Below are 17069 nucleotides of genomic sequence, written 5' to 3' on the forward strand. Positions count from 1 at the left end.
TTCCGAGCTCACAAGAAAGGGCGGCGCGCATGTGCTGCTCCTGGTCGTGGCGCGCGGGGTCCTGCCCTGCGCTCAAGCCGCACATAGGCCGCTTCCGAAGACGGTTCAAGCGGGCCGAAGGCCCGCCGGACCTGTGCCGGCGAAGTTAAGCTCAAGCGTGGCGAAAATGGCCCGCTCGCGCGTCTCAGCCGCGCCGTCTGCGCCGCCGTCCCCCGCCGCTGGCCTCGTCGCCGCCGCCGGTGTTGAACGACACCTGCGGCAGGTCGACCACCGTGTTCAGGATCGGGAAGGGTTCGACCGCGTTGGGAATCGCCGAGGCGTTGACGAAATGCTCCTGGAAGCGTGGCTCGACCGCGGTTTCGACCTTGTGGATGCGGTGCACGGTCGCCTCGATCTCGCCGCGCGCCTCGCGGTTCAGGAGCGCGATGCGCGCGCCGGTGCCCGCCGCGTTGCCCGCCGAGGTGACCTTTTCCAGCGGCGCGTCCGGAATCATGCCAAGCACCATCGCGTGTTTCGGGCTGATATGCGCCCCGAAGGCCCCGGCGAGCACGACGCGGTCCACCTTGTCGACGCCGAACTTGTCCATCAGGAGCCGCGCGCCGGAATAGAGCGCGGCCTTGGCCATCTGGATGGCGCGGATGTCGGGGTTCGTCACGGTGATGCGCGGCCCGCCCTTCGCGCTGGCGTCGTATAGCAGGTAGGAATTGGTGCGCCCGTCGAGGATGCAGCGATCCGTGCCGGTCTGTTCGGCCGAGCCGATCAGCCCCGAGGCGTCGAGCACCCCGGCAAGGCGCATCTCGGCGATCGCCTCGATGATGCCGGACCCGCAGATGCCGGTGATGCCGGTCGCGGCGGTCGCCTCGGCGAAGCCCGGGTCGTCCGACCACAGATCCGAGCCGATCACGCGAAAGCGCGGTTCCTTGGTCACCGGGTCGATCTCGACCCGCTCGATCGCGCCGGGGGCGGCGCGCTGCCCGGCGCTGATCTGCGCGCCCTCGAAGGCGGGGCCGGTGGGCGAGGAACAGGCGAGCACGCGCTCCTTGTTGCCGAGCATGATCTCGGCGTTGGTGCCGACATCGACCACCAGCACGAGATCTTCGGATTTGTCCGGCGCTTCGGACAGCGCGACGGCGGCGGCGTCGGCGCCCACGTGCCCGGCGATGCAGGGCAGCAGGTAGACCCGCGCGGACGGGTGCAGTTTGAGGTCGAGTTCGCGCGCGCGCAGATGCAGCGCCCGCGACGCGGCGAGCGCGAAGGGCGCCTGGCCGAGTTCGAACGGGTCGACCCCGAGGAAGAGGTGGTGCATCACCGGGTTGCAGACAAAGACCGCGTCCATGATCAGCCCCTTGTCGATGCCGGCCTCGGCGGCGACGACGTCGAAAAGCGTGTTCATGCCTTCGCGCACCGCGGCCGTCATCTCGTCCGAGCCGCCCTTGTTCATCATCGAGTAGCTGACCCGGCTCATCAGGTCCTCGCCAAAGCGGATCTGCGGGTTCATGACGCCGGAGGAGGCGATCACCTCGCCGCTGCGCATGTCGCACAGATGCGCCGCGATGGTGGTGGAGCCGAGGTCGATCGCCAGCCCGTAGATCGTGTCCTCGTAGAGGCCGGGCCAGAGGTGCATGATGCGCGGCGCGTCGCCGTCCCGGCCGTGATCGACGGCGCAGGTCACCTTCCAGTCGCCCTTGCGCAGGATCGGCTGCATGGTCTGCAGCAGGTGCAGGTCGGCCTGCGCGTTCTCGACCTCCCATTGCTCGTGCAGCGCGGCGCAGAGCCGTTCGAGATCGCCCGAGGGTTCGTGCATGTCCGGTTCCTCGACCTCGACGTAATAGAGGCGGATCGTCGGGTTCACGAGGATGTCGCGCGCCTCGACGCGTTTGCGCACCACCTGCTTGTGGACCTGGCTTTCGGCGGGGACGTCGATCACCACGTCGCGCTGGATCGTGGCCTGGCATCCCAGGCGGCGGCCCGGCTTCAGCCCGCGCTTGTCGTCGTAGCGTTGCTCGACCGCGTTCCATTCGGACAGCGCATCGTCATGCACGGTGACGCCGTGCTTGGAGAATTCGCCGTAGCCCGGCGTGATCTGGCACTTGGAGCAGATGCCGCGCCCGCCGCAGACCGAATCGAGATCGACGCCAAGCTGGCGCGCGGCGGTCAGCACCGGCGTGCCGGCGGGAAAGCGGCCGCGCTTGCCCGAGGGGGTGAAGATGATGAGGGGATCGCTACTCATGACCTGTCCAATCTGTGAGTGCCGCATTTCCCCGGACCATAGAGCGGCCACCCGGGGGGTGGAAGCCTGCAACCGGCACAATCCTGCGTGCGGGCGTCATGCGCGCCTCTCGATCCGTCGCGATCCCTGCGGGAACGCGCGTCCTCGAGGCGCGGCCTTTGGCGGAAGCGTTGTGCGACATTGAAAGAGCGGGCGGCGGGGGCGCGGGGCGAATCGCCCTTTCGCCGGTCGCCCAGCCGTGCAATAGGGAAGCGCCAAACGACCACCCGCATGGAGAGATGTGATGGAGATTCGCGAGGCGCTCACCTTTGACGATGTTCTGCTGGTTCCGGCGGCGTCCAATGTCCTGCCCAACACGGCGGACACCCGCACGCGCGTGACGAAGTCCATCGCGCTCAATATCCCGCTGCTCAGTTCCGCGATGGACACGGTGACCGAGTCGCGCATGGCGATCTGCCTCGCTCAGGCGGGGGGCATGGGGGTGATCCATCGCAACCTCGACTTAGAGGCGCAGGCCGACGAGGTGAGCCGCGTCAAGCGCTTCGTGAGCGGCATCGTCTACAATCCCGTGACGCTCAGCCCCGAGCAGACGCTGGCCGACGCGCAGGCCTTGCAGGAGCGTTACCGCGTCACCGGCTTTCCGGTGGTGGACGACACGGGCCGCGTCGTGGGGATCGTGACCAACCGCGACATGCGTTTCGCCACCTCGCCCGAGACGCCGGTGCGGGTGATGATGACGTCGGACGACCTCGCCATCCTGCAGGAGCCCGCCGAGCTCGAAGAGGCGAAATCGCTGATGAAGGCGCGGCGGATCGAGAAGCTGCTCGTGACCGACGGCGAAGGGCGCCTGACGGGGCTGCTGACCCTCAAGGACACCGAGCAGGCGGTGCTGAACCCCGACGCTTGCAAGGACAGCCTGGGCCGGCTGCGGGTCGCCGCCGCGTCGACCGTGGGCGATGCCGGGTACGAGCGCAGTCAGGCGCTTGTCGATGCGGGGGCGGACATGATCGTGATCGACACGGCGCATGGCCATTCCGAAGGGGTCGCCGTGGCGGTCGAGCGGGCCAAGAAGCTCAGCAACGAGGTGCAGGTCGTCGCCGGCAACGTCGCCACCGCCGAAGGCGTGCGCGCGCTGATCGGCGCGGGGGCGGACGCGGTCAAGATCGGGATCGGGCCGGGCAGCATCTGCACCACGCGCATGGTGGCGGGCGTCGGCGTGCCGCAACTGACCGCGATCATGGACGGCGTGAAGGCCGCGGGCGACGTGCCGGTGATCGCCGACGGCGGCATCAAGTTCTCGGGCGATTTCGCCAAGGCGATCGCGGCGGGCGCGTCCTGCGCGATGGTGGGCTCGATGATTGCGGGCACGGATGAAAGCCCGGGCGAGGTGATCCTGTATCAGGGGCGGTCCTACAAGTCCTATCGCGGGATGGGCTCTTTGGGCGCGATGGCGCGCGGCAGCGCGGACCGTTACTTCCAGAAGGACGCGGCGAGCGACAAGCTCGTCCCCGAGGGGATCGAGGGGCGCGTGCCCTACAAGGGCAGCGCGAACAACGTCATTCATCAGCTTGTCGGGGGCCTGCGCGCCGCGATGGGCTATACCGGCTGCGCCACGATCGACGCCATGCGCGGGGGTTGCGAATTCGTGCGGATCACCAATGCGGGCCTCTCGGAGAGCCATGTGCATGATGTCCAGATCACGCGGGAATCGCCGAACTACCGGATCGGGTAGGCGGTTCAGCCCGGCTTCTTGATCTCGACCTCGAGGAACTCGACCACCGCGTCGGTGCGGTTCTGCACGTCGTGCTCCACGCCGGTCATGCGGGCATAGGGCGCGCCGGCGGTGATCGGGGTTTCGACCTCGGATCCGTCGGGCTGGATGATGGTGAGCGTGCCCGAGATGGTCGGGATCACCACGTAGTCATGCGCATGGGTGTGCCAGCCGGTCGCCGTGCCGGGTTCGAACGTCCAGCGGGTGACGATGGCGGACTCGTTCTCGAGTTCGAGCTTGGCTGTGGCCTGTTTCATGTCGATGTCTCCTTTGGTTTCGGGATGGGGGCGTCAGGCGCGGGCAAAGACCGGCCGGCCGCCGAGGTAGGTTTCCGCCACGCGCGCGTCGGCAATGCGTTCGGGCGGGATGGTGAAGAGGTCGTCTTCCATGATGGTGAAATCCGCGAGCATCCCGGGAATGAGCATACCCTTGATGCGTTCCTCGCGCCCCGCGTAGGCGCCGAGCCTCGTATAAGCCTCGAGCGCCTCGAAGACGCTCACCGCCTCGGCCTGGCAGAGATCGGCGCCGCGGGCGCTGCGGCGGTTCACCATCGCGTGGATGGCGCGCATCGGGTTGGGGTGGCAGACCGGGCTGTCGGAGTGGCCGGGCGCGACGATCCCGGCGTCGATCATCGAGCGGTGGGGCCACATGTGGCGCATCGCCTCCGCGCCGCGGTTGCGGATATAGGCGTCGCCGAGGTCATAGGCGAATCCGGTCGCGGATGAGCAGATCACATTCATGTCGCGCAGCCGCTTCAGGATCGCTGGCGTGACGTTGCAGCAATGCTCAACCCGCAGGCGGTGATCGTCGACGGGGTGATGCGCGAGCGCGTTCTCGTAGGCGTCAAGGACAAAGTCGATGCCCCGGTCGCCGACGCCGTCGCAGCCCACCATCAGCCCCGCCTTGTGGGCGCGCAGGACGCGCTGGTTGAAATCCTCGGCCTCGTAGAGCAGCATGCCGCGGTTGTCGTCAGGTTCCCCGACGATCCGTTCGCCGACATAAGGGTCGTAATAGGCCGCCGTGCGCCCGCTGGTCGAACAGTCGGGGCACCACTCGACCCCGGTGAGGCGCAGCCATTCGTCGCCCATCCCCGAACGCCAGCCGGCGCGGATGATCGCGTCGATGAGGTCGTCCTCGCGTCCGCTGGCCAGAAGGCCGACGCGCATGTGCAGATCGCCCGCCGCGCGCATCTGCTGGTAGGCCTCGATACCGCGTGTGGAGCACAGGCTGTTATGCACCGAGGTGATCCCGTAGCTCGCGAAATCCGTGAACACCCGCTGTAGCCCGGCGGCGTAATCGGCGGTGGTGAACCCGGCCTGGCAGTGATCGACCACCGCATGCGCCGCCGTTTCGCGCAAGAGCCCCGTCGGCGCGCCGGTGTCGGGGTCGCGGTCGATGCGCCCGAAGGCGGGGTCGGGCGTGTCGGCGCCGAATCCCACGGCGGCAAGGGCCGCGCTGTTGGCGAAGCCGAGATGCGAGTCCCGCCGGTTCAGGAAGGCGGGCCGCCCGCCCGCCGCCGCGTCCAGCTCCGCGCGCGTCGGGTAGCCGCCGGTGCGGTGGTCGTCGTAGCCGAAGCCGACGAACCACTGGTCGCGCGGCGTGTCTTTGGTGCGGGCGCGCACGAGGGCGAGCAGCGCGTCGATGCTGTCTGGGCCGTCCGCAAGGTCCGTCCAGCGGCCAAGCTGCGCGCCGTAGCGGTCCGGGTGGCAATGGCTGTCGATGAAACCGGGCAGCACGAGGCGGCCGCGCGCGTCCGTCACCTCGGCATCGGGGGCGAGCGCGCGGATCTCGGCGGTGGCGCCCATGGCGAGGATGCGCCCGTCCGCGATCGCCATCGCCTGCGCGAACTCGCCCTCGGCGCGCATGGTGGCGATGCGGCCGTCGATGACGATGCGGGTCACGGGGAGGCTGTCCATCGGGCGGGAGTCCTTCGCGGTCAGTCGATGGCGGTGCGCTGGATCTCGGAGGTGAGCCAGTCGGTGAAGGCGGCCATCGGCCCGGTGACGGGCTGGTCGGTGACGGTGACGAGATAATAAGCGAGGCTCCGACGGCTGACCATCGCGGGCAGGGGGCGCACCAGCCGCCCGGTGGCGAGGTCGCTCGCCATGGTCAGCCCGTCGCCGATCGCCACGCCCAGCCCGTCGCGCGCGGCGAGGATGCCCTGGTTGAACGCCTCGAAGCGCAGCCTCTTGCGCACCAGCGACGGATCCCGGCCCTGCGCCACCAGGAATTCGCGCCAATGCGCGCCGCCGGGTTCGTCGATGAGAACGTGCTTGTAGAGATCGTCGATCTTCCGGATCGGTTCCGGCCCGTTCATGATGCGCGGGCTGCACACCGGGAACACGTCGAGCGTCTTGAGCAGGCGGATGTTGCGGTCGGGCCATTCGGGGCGGCCATAGAGGATCTCGAGGTCGGCCGCGCTGCGCTGCTCATTGCTCGCCGACAGGAGCGTGACCGAAATGTCGGGGAAGCTCTCGAAGAAGAGCGGCAGCTTGGGGATGAGCCAGGTCGCGGCGAGGCCGGGCATGCAGGAGACGATGAGCTCGCCCTCGAACCTCTCGCTGGTGATCGCGCGCAGCGCGCCGTCGAGATCGTCCAGCACGCGGGTGAGATGCGGGATGAGCTGGCGGCCCTTGGCGGTCAGTTCTATCCCGCGCCCCGCGCGCCGCGTGAGCGGCACGCCGAGGCTTTCCTCGAGCGCCTTTACCTGTTTGCTGATCGCGCCATGGGTGACGTAGAGTTCCCGCGCCGCCTCGCTGATGTTGCGTCTGCGCCCGGCGGCCTCGAAGGCGCGCAGCGCGCTGAAGGGGGGCAGATCACGCATGGTCAGCCACGATGTCGAGATGTGAGAATTTTTCCATTTTTGCGGATTATTTGTGGTGTTGTCATATTTTTATTCACAGCCTAGCGTGAATTCCAGACGGCGCAAGGGGGATGGTCATGCCAGCGACGGAAACGGTCTCGCAGAAGGATACCGGCGTCTATAACGCCACGATCAAGCTGTTCGGGTCCGAACCCGATCCGGCCTTCGACGACCCCGACCGCCTTGGTCGGCTCTGGGGCCGCAACTGGGGCTGCGACAATGACGTGGGCCAGATCCGCGCCGTCCTGATGCATCGCCCCGGCGACGAATTCAAGGCCATCGACCGCGCCAAGAGCATTCCCGAAACCGGCGGCTATGGCGACGTGGAGGCGGGCTGGTACTGGCAGAGCCGCGAAATTCCCGACCTCGCGGAGTTGCAGGCCCAGCATGACGGGCTGGCCGACGCGCTACGCGCCGAAGGGGTCGAGGTGATCTATCTCGAGGGCGTGTCGGACGGGCGGTTCAAGTCGGTCTATACCCGTGATTCCTGCATCGCAGTCAGGGGCGGCGCCATTGTCACCCGGCTTGCGCCGCGCATGCGCCACGGCGAGGAGCTGCCGGTCACCCGCGCGCTCGCCAAAGCGGGGATGCCGATCCTGCGCACGCTACATGGCCGCGCGATGGCCGAGGGCGGCAGTTTCGCATGGCTCAACCCGCAAACCGCCGTGATCGGTCGCGGCATCCGGCAGAACGACGAGGGCATCGCGCAAATCCGCGAGGTGCTGGCGCATGTCGGGGCCGAACTGCTGGTCGTGGACCTGCGCGGCTACGACATCCACATCGACGGGCATTTCCTGATGATCGCGCCCGACCTCGCGCTGGTCTGGGCGCAGGGCCTGCCGTTCACCTTTCTCGAAAAGCTGACGGAACTGGGGATTCGCACGATCGAGATGAACGCCGCCGACAACCGCTGGATCGTGAACGGCCTCGCCGTGCGACCGCGCCGGGTGCTGATGCCCGAGGGGCTCTCGGACGAGACGCGCGCCGCGCTCGAACGCGAGGGCGTGGAGATCGTGAGCGTGCCTTATGACAAGGTTCAGATGAACGGAGGGGGCATTCACTGCTCGACATCACCTTTGATTCGCGACAGCATTACGTAGGGTAAGGACAACCAGAGATCGACTCGTGACCAACCAACAGGGAGAAGAAAACATGAGTATCCGCAAGACACTGCTGACCGCCACGGCGCTGGCCGCCGCGATGGGGACGGGGACTGGCGCTGCATGGGCGCAGGATTCGATCACCATCGCGTCCTGGGGCGGCGCCTACCAGGAGGCGCAGCGCAAGGCCTGGTTCGACGTGGTCGAGGAAGAGCTCGGCATCACCGTGAACGAGGACACCACCTCGGGGGTGGCGGACGTGCGCGTGCAGGTCGCCTCGGGCGCGCCGACCTGGGATCTTACCCAGCAGGGCAACGCCGGCTGCGCGCTGCTCGACAGCGAGGGCAACGTGGAGCCGCTCGACGAATCGATCCTGTCGATCCCCGGCATCCCCGACGAGTTCAAGGGCGAGGGCTGGATCTCGAACCTCGTCTATGGCCACGTGATCGCCCGCAATGACGAGGTCTTTCCCGACGAGAAGCCCGAGAACTGGGTGGATTTCTGGGACACCGAGAAATTCCCGGGCCCCCGCAGCCTGCGCAAGAGCCCGATGTACAACATGGAGGTGGCGCTACTCGCCGATGGCGTGCCGATGGACGAGCTCTACCCGATCGACACCGAGCGCGCCTTCAACAAGCTGCGCGAGATCAGGGACGATGTCGCCGTCTGGTGGAGCTCGGGCGCGCAATCCGCGCAGGTGCTCCAGGATGGCGAGGTCGACATGGCCGGGCTCTGGAACGGGCGGGCGCAGGCGCTGACCGAGGAAGGCGCGCCGATCAGCATCACCTTCAACGAACAGATCGTGCTGGCCGATTGCTGGATCATCCCGAAGGGCGCCAAGAACAAGGACCTGGCGATGAAGGCGATCGAGGTGATGAGCCGCCCCGAGGTGCAGGCGCGCATCGCGCTCTTCATCAATTACGGCCCGGCCAACGCGGACGCGTTCGACACCGGCGTCATTCCCGAGGACGTGGCCAAGGGCCTGCCCAGCCACCCGGACAACGTCGCCAAGGGGTTCTACCTGAACGAGGCGTACTGGGTTGAGAACCTCGACCGGCTGACGCAGGAATTCGATTTCTTCATCCAGGAATGAGCATTGATGAATGACGTGACCAAGACCACCGGCCCGGCGAACGCCGGGCCGGACGAGGCGGGCCCGCAGGGCCGCGACCACGCGCTGCCGATCAGCGTCAGGTCGCTGACCAAGACTTACGGCGCGTTCCACGCGCTGAACGATGTGAGCATCGACATCCGCAACGGCGAGTTCATGACGCTGCTAGGGCCTTCGGGATCGGGCAAGACGACGCTGCTGATGGTGCTCGCCGGCTTCGTGCGGCCCGACAACGGATCGGTGAAATTCGGCGAGCGGGAAATCCTGCTCCTGCCGCCGCACAAGCGCGACATCGGCATGGTGTTCCAGAATTACGCGCTGTTCCCGCACATGACGGTGGCCGACAACCTGGCCTATCCGCTGAAGCTGCGCCGCGTCGGCAAGGCCGAGATCCGCGAGCGGGTCGAGCGCGCGCTCGACCTCGTGCAACTGGGCGGGCTCGGGGACCGGGGGATCGAGGCGCTCTCGGGCGGGCAGCGGCAGCGCGTGGCGCTGGCGCGCGCGGTGATCTTCGAGCCGCGCATCCTGCTGATGGACGAACCGCTTTCGGCGCTCGACAAGAACCTGCGCGAACAGATGCAGTTCGAGGTGCGCGCGCTGCATGACCGGCTGGGCATCACCACGGTCTATGTCACCCACGACCAGCGCGAGGCGCTGACCATGTCCGACCGGATCGCCGTCATCAACGAGGGCCGGATCCAGCAGGTCGACCCGCCGCGCAAGCTCTACGAGCGTCCGGAAACCTTCTTTGTCGCCAGCTTCATCGGCGAAACCTACCGCCTGCCGGTCGAGGTTGCGGACGGCAAGGCGAGCCTCTTTGGCCAGCCGGTGCGAACCGATTCGCCGCTTGGGTCGAACGCCGCCCGACAGACGCTGATCCTGCGCCCCGAGATGCTGCATATCGACGAGGGCGCGCCCGAGGCGGACGAGAACCAGATGACCGGCACGCTGCGCCAGAGCGTGTTCCAGGGCGACAGCATCGTGAGTTACATCACCATTCACGGCGATCACGAGATCGCTGTGCGCAGCCAGCACCGCAGCGACCGCTCCCTGCCCGAACCGGGCAGCGAGGTGCGCCTGTCATGGTTGGTGCAGGACACGGTGATCCTGCCGGGGGACGGCCGGACATGACCGCCGCCGACCACCAGCCGGACGCGCCGATGAACGAACGCGCGCTGGACCGACAGGCGCGCGCCGAGCAGCGCAACCTCATGGCGCTGTCGCTGCCGGCCTTCATCCTCGTGGGCAGCCTTGTGCTGCTCCCGATGGGCTGGCTGTTCTGGATGTCGATCTACGGCGCGGACGGGTTCACCGCCGAGAACTACACGCGGCTCTTGCACCCGTCCTACAAGAAGACGCTCATCACCACGTTCGAGCTCGCCTTCCTCGTCACCGGGCTTTGCATCCTGCTGGGCTACCCGCTTGCCTATCTCGCTTCGCAACTCAAGCCGCGCATGGCGAGCCTCGTGCTTCTTTGCGTGCTGTTTCCGTTCTGGACCTCGCTATTGGTGCGCACCTACGCCTGGCTGGTGCTGCTGCAACGGCGCGGGCTGATCAACAACTGGCTGATGGAATGGGGGCTGATAGATACGCCGCTCAAGCTCGTCCACAATTTCACCGGCACCACCATTGGCATGGTGCATATCATGCTGCCCTTCTTCGTCCTGCCGCTCTACGCCAGCATGAAGACGGTCGATTACGACCTGATGAAGGCGGCCTCGAACCTTGGCGCGTCGCCCGTGCGGGCGTTCTGGCAGATCTACGTGCCGCTCACGCTTTCGGGGCTGGGCGCGGGGGTGATCCTGGTCTTCGTGCTCTCGCTCGGGTTCTACGTGACGCCGGCGTTGCTGGGCGGCGGGCGCGTGATGATGTGGGCGATGCAGATCGAACGCTCGATGGCGGTCTATGCCGATTGGGGCGCGGCGAGCGCCCTGGGCGTGGTGCTGCTGGTGATGACGCTGGGGATCCTTTGGGCCTTTGCCCGTCTGACCGGCGCCATTGGCGCGACGGAGGGCAAGTGACATGCTGAATCGTCCCGCCACCGACACGCAGGTCACCCATCTCCAGCGGCTTTGGCTCTATGTCCTGTGCGGGCTCGTGATCTTTTTCCTGATCGTGCCGACCCTGCTGGTCATCCCGATGAGCTTCTCGGACTCGCGCTATCTCGACTTTCCGCCCGAGTCCTGGTCGCTGCGCTGGTATCGCGCCTATTTTAACTCTCCCGAATGGCTTCAGGCGACGGCAGTGTCCTTCCAGGTCGCGTTCCTGACGATGCTGCTCGCCACGGCGACGGGGACGCTGGCGGCCTACGGGCTGCACGCCACGCGTGCGCGGTCGAGCCGTTACATGACGGTGCTGCTGACACTGCCGATGATCATCCCGGTGATCCTGCTGGCGGTGGGGATCTTTCTCACCTTCGCGCCGGTCGGGCTCAACTCCACCATCGGGGGGCTGATGCTGGCGCATACGATCCTCGCCATTCCGCTGGTGATGATCACGGTGACGGCGGGGATGCAGAATTTCGACATCAACCAGGAAATGGTCGCCCGCTCCATGGGCGCGTCGCGTCCCTGGGCGTTTCTGACGGTGACGCTGCCGCAGATCCGCAACTCGGTGATGTCGGGGGCGCTGCTCGCCTTCATCATCTCGCTTGACGAGGTGGTGATCGCGCTCCTGATCGCGGGCGGGGACAAGGCGACGCTGACGCGGCGCATGTTCCTTGCGCTGCGCGACGAAATCGACCCGACCATCGCCGCCATTTCGACGCTGCTGATCGCGTTCTCGGTTCTCATGCTGACGCTTTCGCAAATCCTTCAATCCCGCAAGTAGGGACGTGACATGTCGGACGACCGCCTCTTTACCCCCGATTTCAAGACGCAGCCCTACTGGTGGGACGCCGCGCGCCCCGGCATCGGCGCGCCGGATGAGTTGCCGGCCAAGGTCGATGTCTGCATCATCGGCGGCGGCTATACCGGCCTCAACTGCGCGCTGGAACTGGCGCGCGGCGGGGTGTCCTGTGCGGTGCTCGACACCAAGCGGATCGGGCAGGGGGCCAGCTCGCGCAATGGCGGGCTGGTGTCCGGCGCGCTGCGCCACGCCGAGGCGACGCTGGTCGCCGAGGTCGGCGAGGAACGCGCGCTGCGCCTTCAGCAGGAAGCGGCGGGCACGCTGCAATATATCGACGATCTGATCGCGCGCGAGGGGATCGACTGCGATTTCGTGCGTGTCGGGCGGTTCTCCTGCGCCTGGTCGCGCCGGCATTACGACGCAATGGCGCGCAGCGCGGAACAGACGGCAAGACTGACCGGAGAGCCGGTCCACATGGTCCCGCCCGAGCGCCAGCGCGAGGAGATCGGCAGCGATTTCTATCATGGCGGGCAGGTGGCCGAGGGCTCGGCCACCATTCATCCGGGCAAGTATGTCGCCGGGCTCGCCCGCGCGGCGCAGAAGGCCGGCGCGCAGTTGCTCGGGCAGACGCACATGACCGGGATGCAGCGCGACGGGCAGGGCTGGCGGGTCGAGACCGACCGCGGCGCGATCCGGGCCGAGCGGGTGATGCTGGGCACCAACGGCTATACGGGGCGCGAAACGCCGTGGTTCCGCCGCCGGCTCGTCCCCGTCGCGAGCTTTCTCATCGCGACCGAGGAACTGCCCGAGGGGCTGGCGAAGGAGTTGGTCCCGAACGCGCGGGGCCTTGCGGATTCGCGCCGTGTGCTCAGCTATTTCCGCCTGTCGCCGGATCACAAGCGGGTGCTCTGGGGCGGGCGCGTGGGCACGGCGGCGATGGATGCGCGGACCAGCGCGCGCCGCCTGCACCGGCTGATGACGACCGTCTGGCCGCAACTGCGCGACACCCGCATCACCCATAGCTGGAACGGCAACGTCGCCTTCACCTTCGATTTCATCCCGCATTTCGGCGAACACGAGGGCGTGCATTACGCGCTTGGCTGCCAGGGCAGCGGGGTGGCGATGCAGACATGGATGGGCACGCAGGCCGCCCGCGCGATGCTGCGCGGCAATTCCGAAAGCGCGTTCGCCGGGCTGAAATTTCCCTGCATGACGGGCTATGGCGGCAACCCGTGGTTCCTCCCGCTGATTTTGCAATGGTATCGCCTGCGCGACCAGATTGACCGGAGACTGACATGAGCGAAGACCCCAACCGCGCCGAGATCCTCGGCTGGCTCGACGATGAGCGCGACGCGATAATCGATTTCCTCAAGCGTTTCCTGCGCGCGCGCTCGCCCAACCCGCCGGGCGACACGCTGGCGGCGGCGCAGGTGGTGCGCGACTATCTTGATGGGGCGGGGCTGGACTATCGCATCATCGACCCGCATCCCGAGATGCCCAACATCGTCGCGGCGTTCGACGGCGGCAAGGACGGGCGGCACCTTGTCCTGAACGGCCATATCGACGTCTTTCCGGTGCCCGAGGATCATCACGGCTGGACCACCGATCCCTGGGGCGGGGAGGAGAAGGACGGCAAGATCTACGGGCGCGGCGCCTGCGACATGAAGCCGGGCACGACCGCCTCCATCGTGACCTACGCGCTGCTGCACCGCCTGCGCGAGCGCCTGCACGGGCGGCTGACGCTGACCTGTGTGTCGGACGAGGAAACCTTCGGCCCCTGGGGCGCGCGCTACCTGATGGAGCACCATCCCGAGGTGCATGGCGACTGCCTGCTGAACGGCGAGCCGGGCGGGCCGGAATCGGTGCGTTTCGGCGAACGCGGCCCGCTCTGGATCGAGTTCACGGCCCGCACGCCGGGCGCGCACGGGGCCTACGTCCATATCAGCGAGAGCGCGACCAAGATCGCGATGACCGTGGCGCGCGACCTCGAGGAGTTGACCGAACTGGAAGGCGCGCCGCCGCATAACGTGGCCAGCGCCATCGACGCCGGCCGCGGCGCCATGGACAGGATGATGGGCGAGGGGGCCGGCGACCTCGTGTCGCGCGTCACGCTCAACATTGGGACGATCGAGGGCGGCGAGAAGGTGAACATGGTTCCCTCCGAATGCCGCTTCCGCGCCGATCTGCGCCTCCCGGTGGGCATGGAGCGCGAAGAGTTGCTGTCCAAGGTCGAGGAAATCGCCGCCCGTCACCCGGGGGTCGAGTGGGAGGTGATCGGCGGCGCCCTGCCGTCATGGTGCGACCCGCATCACGAGATGGTCGGCATCATCCAGGCCAACGTGGAGGCGTTCGGACGCCCGCGCCCGACGCCCATCGTCAGCCTCGGCGGCACCGACGCGCGGCTCTGGCGGCACGCGGGCGTGCCGGCCTATGTCTACGGACCGTTCCCGCACGGCATGGGGTCGCATGACGAACATGTCGACATCGAGGAATTCCTGCACGTGGTGCGCACGCATGTGCTCTCGGCCTACGACTACCTCAGCCGGCCCGCGGCGGAGGCCTGAGGCTCAGCGCGAGATCAGTTCATCCAGCGGCAGGCGGCTCAGCACCTCGGGCGCTTGCCCTTCCTCGCGGGTGAGGATCGTGTAGCCCGCCGACATCGCGAGGTTGCGCGGCGCGTCGATGAGAATTGCGTGCAGGAACAGGATCATGCCGGGCTCTATTCGCGTTGCGTTGCCTGAATGGATCATCGGCGGCACATCCATCCACGAGGGCGAATAGCTCGCCCCGAGCGAATAGCCGCAGGCCGACATGCGCGCCTCCTCGAACCCGGCGGCGTCGAACGTCGCGCGGTGGGCGTCGTCGATCTGCCCGATGGTGTTTCCTGTCCGAGCCGCGTCGGTCATCGCCGCCATCGCGTCGCGCGTGGCCGCGAACATGCTTTGATGCTGATCGCCCGCCTTGCCCACGGTGATCGTGCGCATCAGGCAGGCGCAGTAATGGCGATAGCTGCCGGCGTGCTCGATGGTCAACTGGTCGGTGTCGTCGAGGTGGCGGTAGCCGGTCGCGCTGCGCACCAGCAGCGCGCGGTCGCCCGAGCCCAGCACCGGCCCCGAGGGCGGCATGTCGCCGCCGCCTTCGAGGATCGCCGCGATCCCGTCAGCGGCGATCTTGCCTTCGAAAACGCCCGGCCCCGCGGCGTTCACCATCGCCTCGAGCGAACGGTCGGCGAGTTCGGCGGCTTCGCGCACATAGGCGATCTCGGCCTCGGATTTCACCAGTCGCAATTCGCGCACGAGTTGCGAGGCGTCCACGAGTGTTGCGTAGCCGTCGAAACGCTGCCGGATCCGCTCGTGATTGTCGCCGGTCAGCCCGAAGCTGCGCAGCTCGATCCCGATCCTGCCGCCTTTCAAGCCCTTCTCGTCGAGGATCTCCTGCAACTCCTTCGTGGGGTCAACGCCGGGCGCGTCGTACCACAGGCGGATATCCTCGATGATCGAGGTCCGCCGCGCCTGTTCCAGGTCGGGGCGGCGCGTGAGCAGCGTGATCGGACCGTCATCAGCGGTCAGCACCGCGCATTGGAAGAACACGAACCCCTTGGTGTCGAACCCGGTCAGGTAATAATGGCTTTCCTGCGCGAAGATCAGCAGCCCGTCCAACCCGTCCCGGCGCATCAATCGGCGCGCGGCGGTAATGCGGTCCTCGAACTCGGATCGCTTGAAGTGCAGCATGGAAGCCATTCCTTTCATTGAGTAGAACATCATTGCGGCCGTGATCGGCGCATCCCCGTTTCGCGCCGCAATCACGCCCCTTCCGCGAGGTCAGCCTGCGCCAACTCGGACAAAGAGGCAAGGCCGCGCGTGGGCCTTTGGCCACCGTGAATCGCGAATGCTCCGCGCTTGCTTGCGCCGCGCGTGCGGATCGGCGAATAGGGCGTGAACGGCGCGTTGTCGCCATCACCGGAAGGACGAGCATGACGCCCGCAGCCCAAGTGCAGGCCGCAATCGAGATTCTCGACCGTATCGACGGCGGGATGGCCACCGAAAAGGCGCTGACCGGCTGGGCGCGCGGCGCCCGCTATGCCGGCTCGCGGGATCGCGCTGCGGTGCGCGATCATGTCTTCCAGGCGCGGCGTTGCTGGCGCTCCTACGCCTGCCTCGGCGGCGCGGAGACGGGGCGCGGGCGCATGATCGGCGCGTTGCGTGCCAGCGGGATCGATCCTGCGACGCTCTTTACGGGTGAGGGTTACGCGCCGGCGCCGCTCGATGCCGATGAACGGGAGGCGGGCGCGCCGCCGCGGGTCGACGGGGATCGCTTGAACCTGCCCGATTGGCTCGTCGGGGCTTTCCGCGCCTCGCTCGGAGACGCCGCGGAAGAGGCGGCGCAACTGCTTTGCGCCCGCGCCCCGGCCACCTTGCGCGTCAACCGCCGCAAGGGCGATATCGGCGCCGCGCAGGAGATGCTGGCGCGCGATGGCGTCAGAGCCGTGCCGCTTGATGGCGTGAGGTTCGGTCTGCAAGTTACGGATAATGAACGAAGGATTGCATCTTCCTCGTCCTATCTGAACGGGCTCGTGGAGTTGCAGGATGCATCCAGCCAGGCGGCGATGGAAACCATCCCGCTGGAGCCGGGGCAGCGTATCCTCGACTACTGCGCCGGAGGCGGCGGCAAGGCGCTCGCATTGGCGGCGCGCGAGGATGTCGAGGTCTTCGCGCATGACGCGAACCCGGACCGAATGCGCGACCTGCCCGTCAGGGCCGCGCGCGCGGATGCGCCGATCACGCTGCTTGCGACCGAGAGACTGGCGGAAACCGGACCGTTCGACATTGTCCTCTGCGACGTCCCCTGTTCCGGAAGCGGCGCGTGGAGACGTTCTCCGGATGGGAAATGGCTACTCGAAAACAAAGATCTGGAAGCCGTAGTTCATGTCCAGAGGGAGATATTGACCGAGGCCGCTGCCCTGGTCGCGCCCGGTGGGCGGCTGGTCTATGCGACCTGTTCGGTCCTGCAAAGCGAAAACGAGGAGCAGGCTGCGTGGTTCGCGCATCACGGCGAGGGATGGTCGCCGCTTCTTGAGCGGCGCTGGCCGATCTCGCGCACCGGGGACGGATTCTATGTGGCGCACTTCAGGCGTGACTGCTAGGGTC

Annotated in this window: 14 protein-coding genes; 9 read left to right on the forward strand and 5 right to left on the reverse strand. The window is 67.3% G+C overall.

Annotation, left to right across the window (positions count from 1 at the left end):
* Positions 1-184 precede the first annotated feature (184 nt).
* The gene (locus D6850_RS05275) at positions 185-2230 is read right to left on the reverse strand and encodes an ASKHA domain-containing protein (RefSeq protein ID WP_121164451.1); all 2046 of its coding nucleotides are present in this window, start codon (positions 2228-2230) and stop codon (positions 185-187) included.
* A 283-nt stretch (positions 2231-2513) separates the two neighbouring features.
* Here D6850_RS05275 and guaB point away from each other — a divergent pair, with 283 nt between their 5' ends.
* A complete protein-coding gene (gene guaB / locus D6850_RS05280) occupies positions 2514-3962 on the forward strand; it encodes an IMP dehydrogenase (protein ID WP_121164453.1) in 1449 nt (482 codons plus the stop codon).
* A gap of 5 nt (positions 3963-3967) precedes the next feature.
* Here guaB and D6850_RS05285 read toward each other — a convergent pair whose 3' ends face one another.
* The 3 genes from D6850_RS05285 to D6850_RS05295 are packed head-to-tail and all read right to left on the reverse strand — an operon-like array spanning position 3968 to position 6825.
* On the reverse strand, positions 3968-4258 hold the full coding sequence (locus D6850_RS05285; protein ID WP_121164455.1) for a cupin domain-containing protein: 291 nt from the start codon (positions 4256-4258) through the stop codon (positions 3968-3970).
* A gap of 33 nt (positions 4259-4291) precedes the next feature.
* Positions 4292-5917 carry an amidohydrolase gene (locus D6850_RS05290; RefSeq protein WP_121164457.1) on the reverse strand — a complete coding sequence of 542 codons (1626 nt, stop codon included), beginning with the start codon at positions 5915-5917 and terminating at the stop codon, positions 4292-4294.
* Positions 5918-5937: 20 nt separating this feature from the next.
* Complete coding sequence (locus D6850_RS05295) at positions 5938-6825, reverse strand: LysR substrate-binding domain-containing protein (protein ID WP_121164459.1); 888 nt, start codon at positions 6823-6825, stop codon at positions 5938-5940.
* A 116-nt stretch (positions 6826-6941) separates the two neighbouring features.
* Between D6850_RS05295 and D6850_RS05300 the strand changes: the two genes are divergently transcribed.
* Genes D6850_RS05300 through D6850_RS05330 form a run of 7 tightly spaced genes read left to right on the forward strand, consistent with a single transcriptional unit; the run spans position 6942 to position 14486 of the window.
* A complete protein-coding gene (locus D6850_RS05300; RefSeq protein ID WP_121165136.1) occupies positions 6942-7964 on the forward strand; it encodes a dimethylarginine dimethylaminohydrolase family protein in 1023 nt (340 codons plus the stop codon).
* Positions 7965-8016: 52 nt separating this feature from the next.
* Complete coding sequence (locus D6850_RS05305) at positions 8017-9057, forward strand: polyamine ABC transporter substrate-binding protein (RefSeq protein ID WP_121164461.1); 1041 nt, start codon at positions 8017-8019, stop codon at positions 9055-9057.
* A gap of 6 nt (positions 9058-9063) precedes the next feature.
* The gene (locus D6850_RS05310; RefSeq protein WP_121164463.1) at positions 9064-10206 is read left to right on the forward strand and encodes an ABC transporter ATP-binding protein; all 1143 of its coding nucleotides are present in this window, start codon (positions 9064-9066) and stop codon (positions 10204-10206) included.
* Entirely contained in the window at positions 10203-11096 is an 894-nt protein-coding gene (locus tag D6850_RS05315) for an ABC transporter permease (RefSeq protein ID WP_121164465.1), read from the forward strand. Before D6850_RS05310 ends, D6850_RS05315 begins: the two co-directional genes overlap by 4 nt.
* Position 11097: 1 nt before the next feature.
* A complete protein-coding gene (locus D6850_RS05320) occupies positions 11098-11904 on the forward strand; it encodes an ABC transporter permease (protein WP_121164467.1) in 807 nt (268 codons plus the stop codon).
* Between the two features lie 9 nt (positions 11905-11913).
* Positions 11914-13221 (forward strand): NAD(P)/FAD-dependent oxidoreductase, encoded by a 1308-nt coding sequence (locus D6850_RS05325; RefSeq protein WP_121164469.1) that lies wholly within the window; start codon positions 11914-11916, stop codon positions 13219-13221.
* Complete coding sequence (locus D6850_RS05330) at positions 13218-14486, forward strand: M20/M25/M40 family metallo-hydrolase (RefSeq protein WP_121164471.1); 1269 nt, start codon at positions 13218-13220, stop codon at positions 14484-14486. Before D6850_RS05325 ends, D6850_RS05330 begins: the two co-directional genes overlap by 4 nt.
* A 3-nt stretch (positions 14487-14489) precedes the next feature.
* On the opposite strand, the gene D6850_RS05335 is transcribed toward D6850_RS05330, so the two are convergent.
* Positions 14490-15653 (reverse strand): M24 family metallopeptidase, encoded by a 1164-nt coding sequence (locus D6850_RS05335; protein WP_166433995.1) that lies wholly within the window; start codon positions 15651-15653, stop codon positions 14490-14492.
* A gap of 242 nt (positions 15654-15895) precedes the next feature.
* Between D6850_RS05335 and D6850_RS05340 the strand changes: the two genes are divergently transcribed.
* Positions 15896-17065 (forward strand): RsmB/NOP family class I SAM-dependent RNA methyltransferase, encoded by a 1170-nt coding sequence (locus D6850_RS05340; RefSeq protein WP_121164475.1) that lies wholly within the window; start codon positions 15896-15898, stop codon positions 17063-17065.
* The last annotated feature ends 4 nt before the right edge of the window (positions 17066-17069 follow it).

This window comes from Roseovarius spongiae (genome assembly GCF_003651245.1).
Classification (GTDB): Bacteria; Pseudomonadota; Alphaproteobacteria; order Rhodobacterales; family Rhodobacteraceae; genus Roseovarius; species Roseovarius spongiae.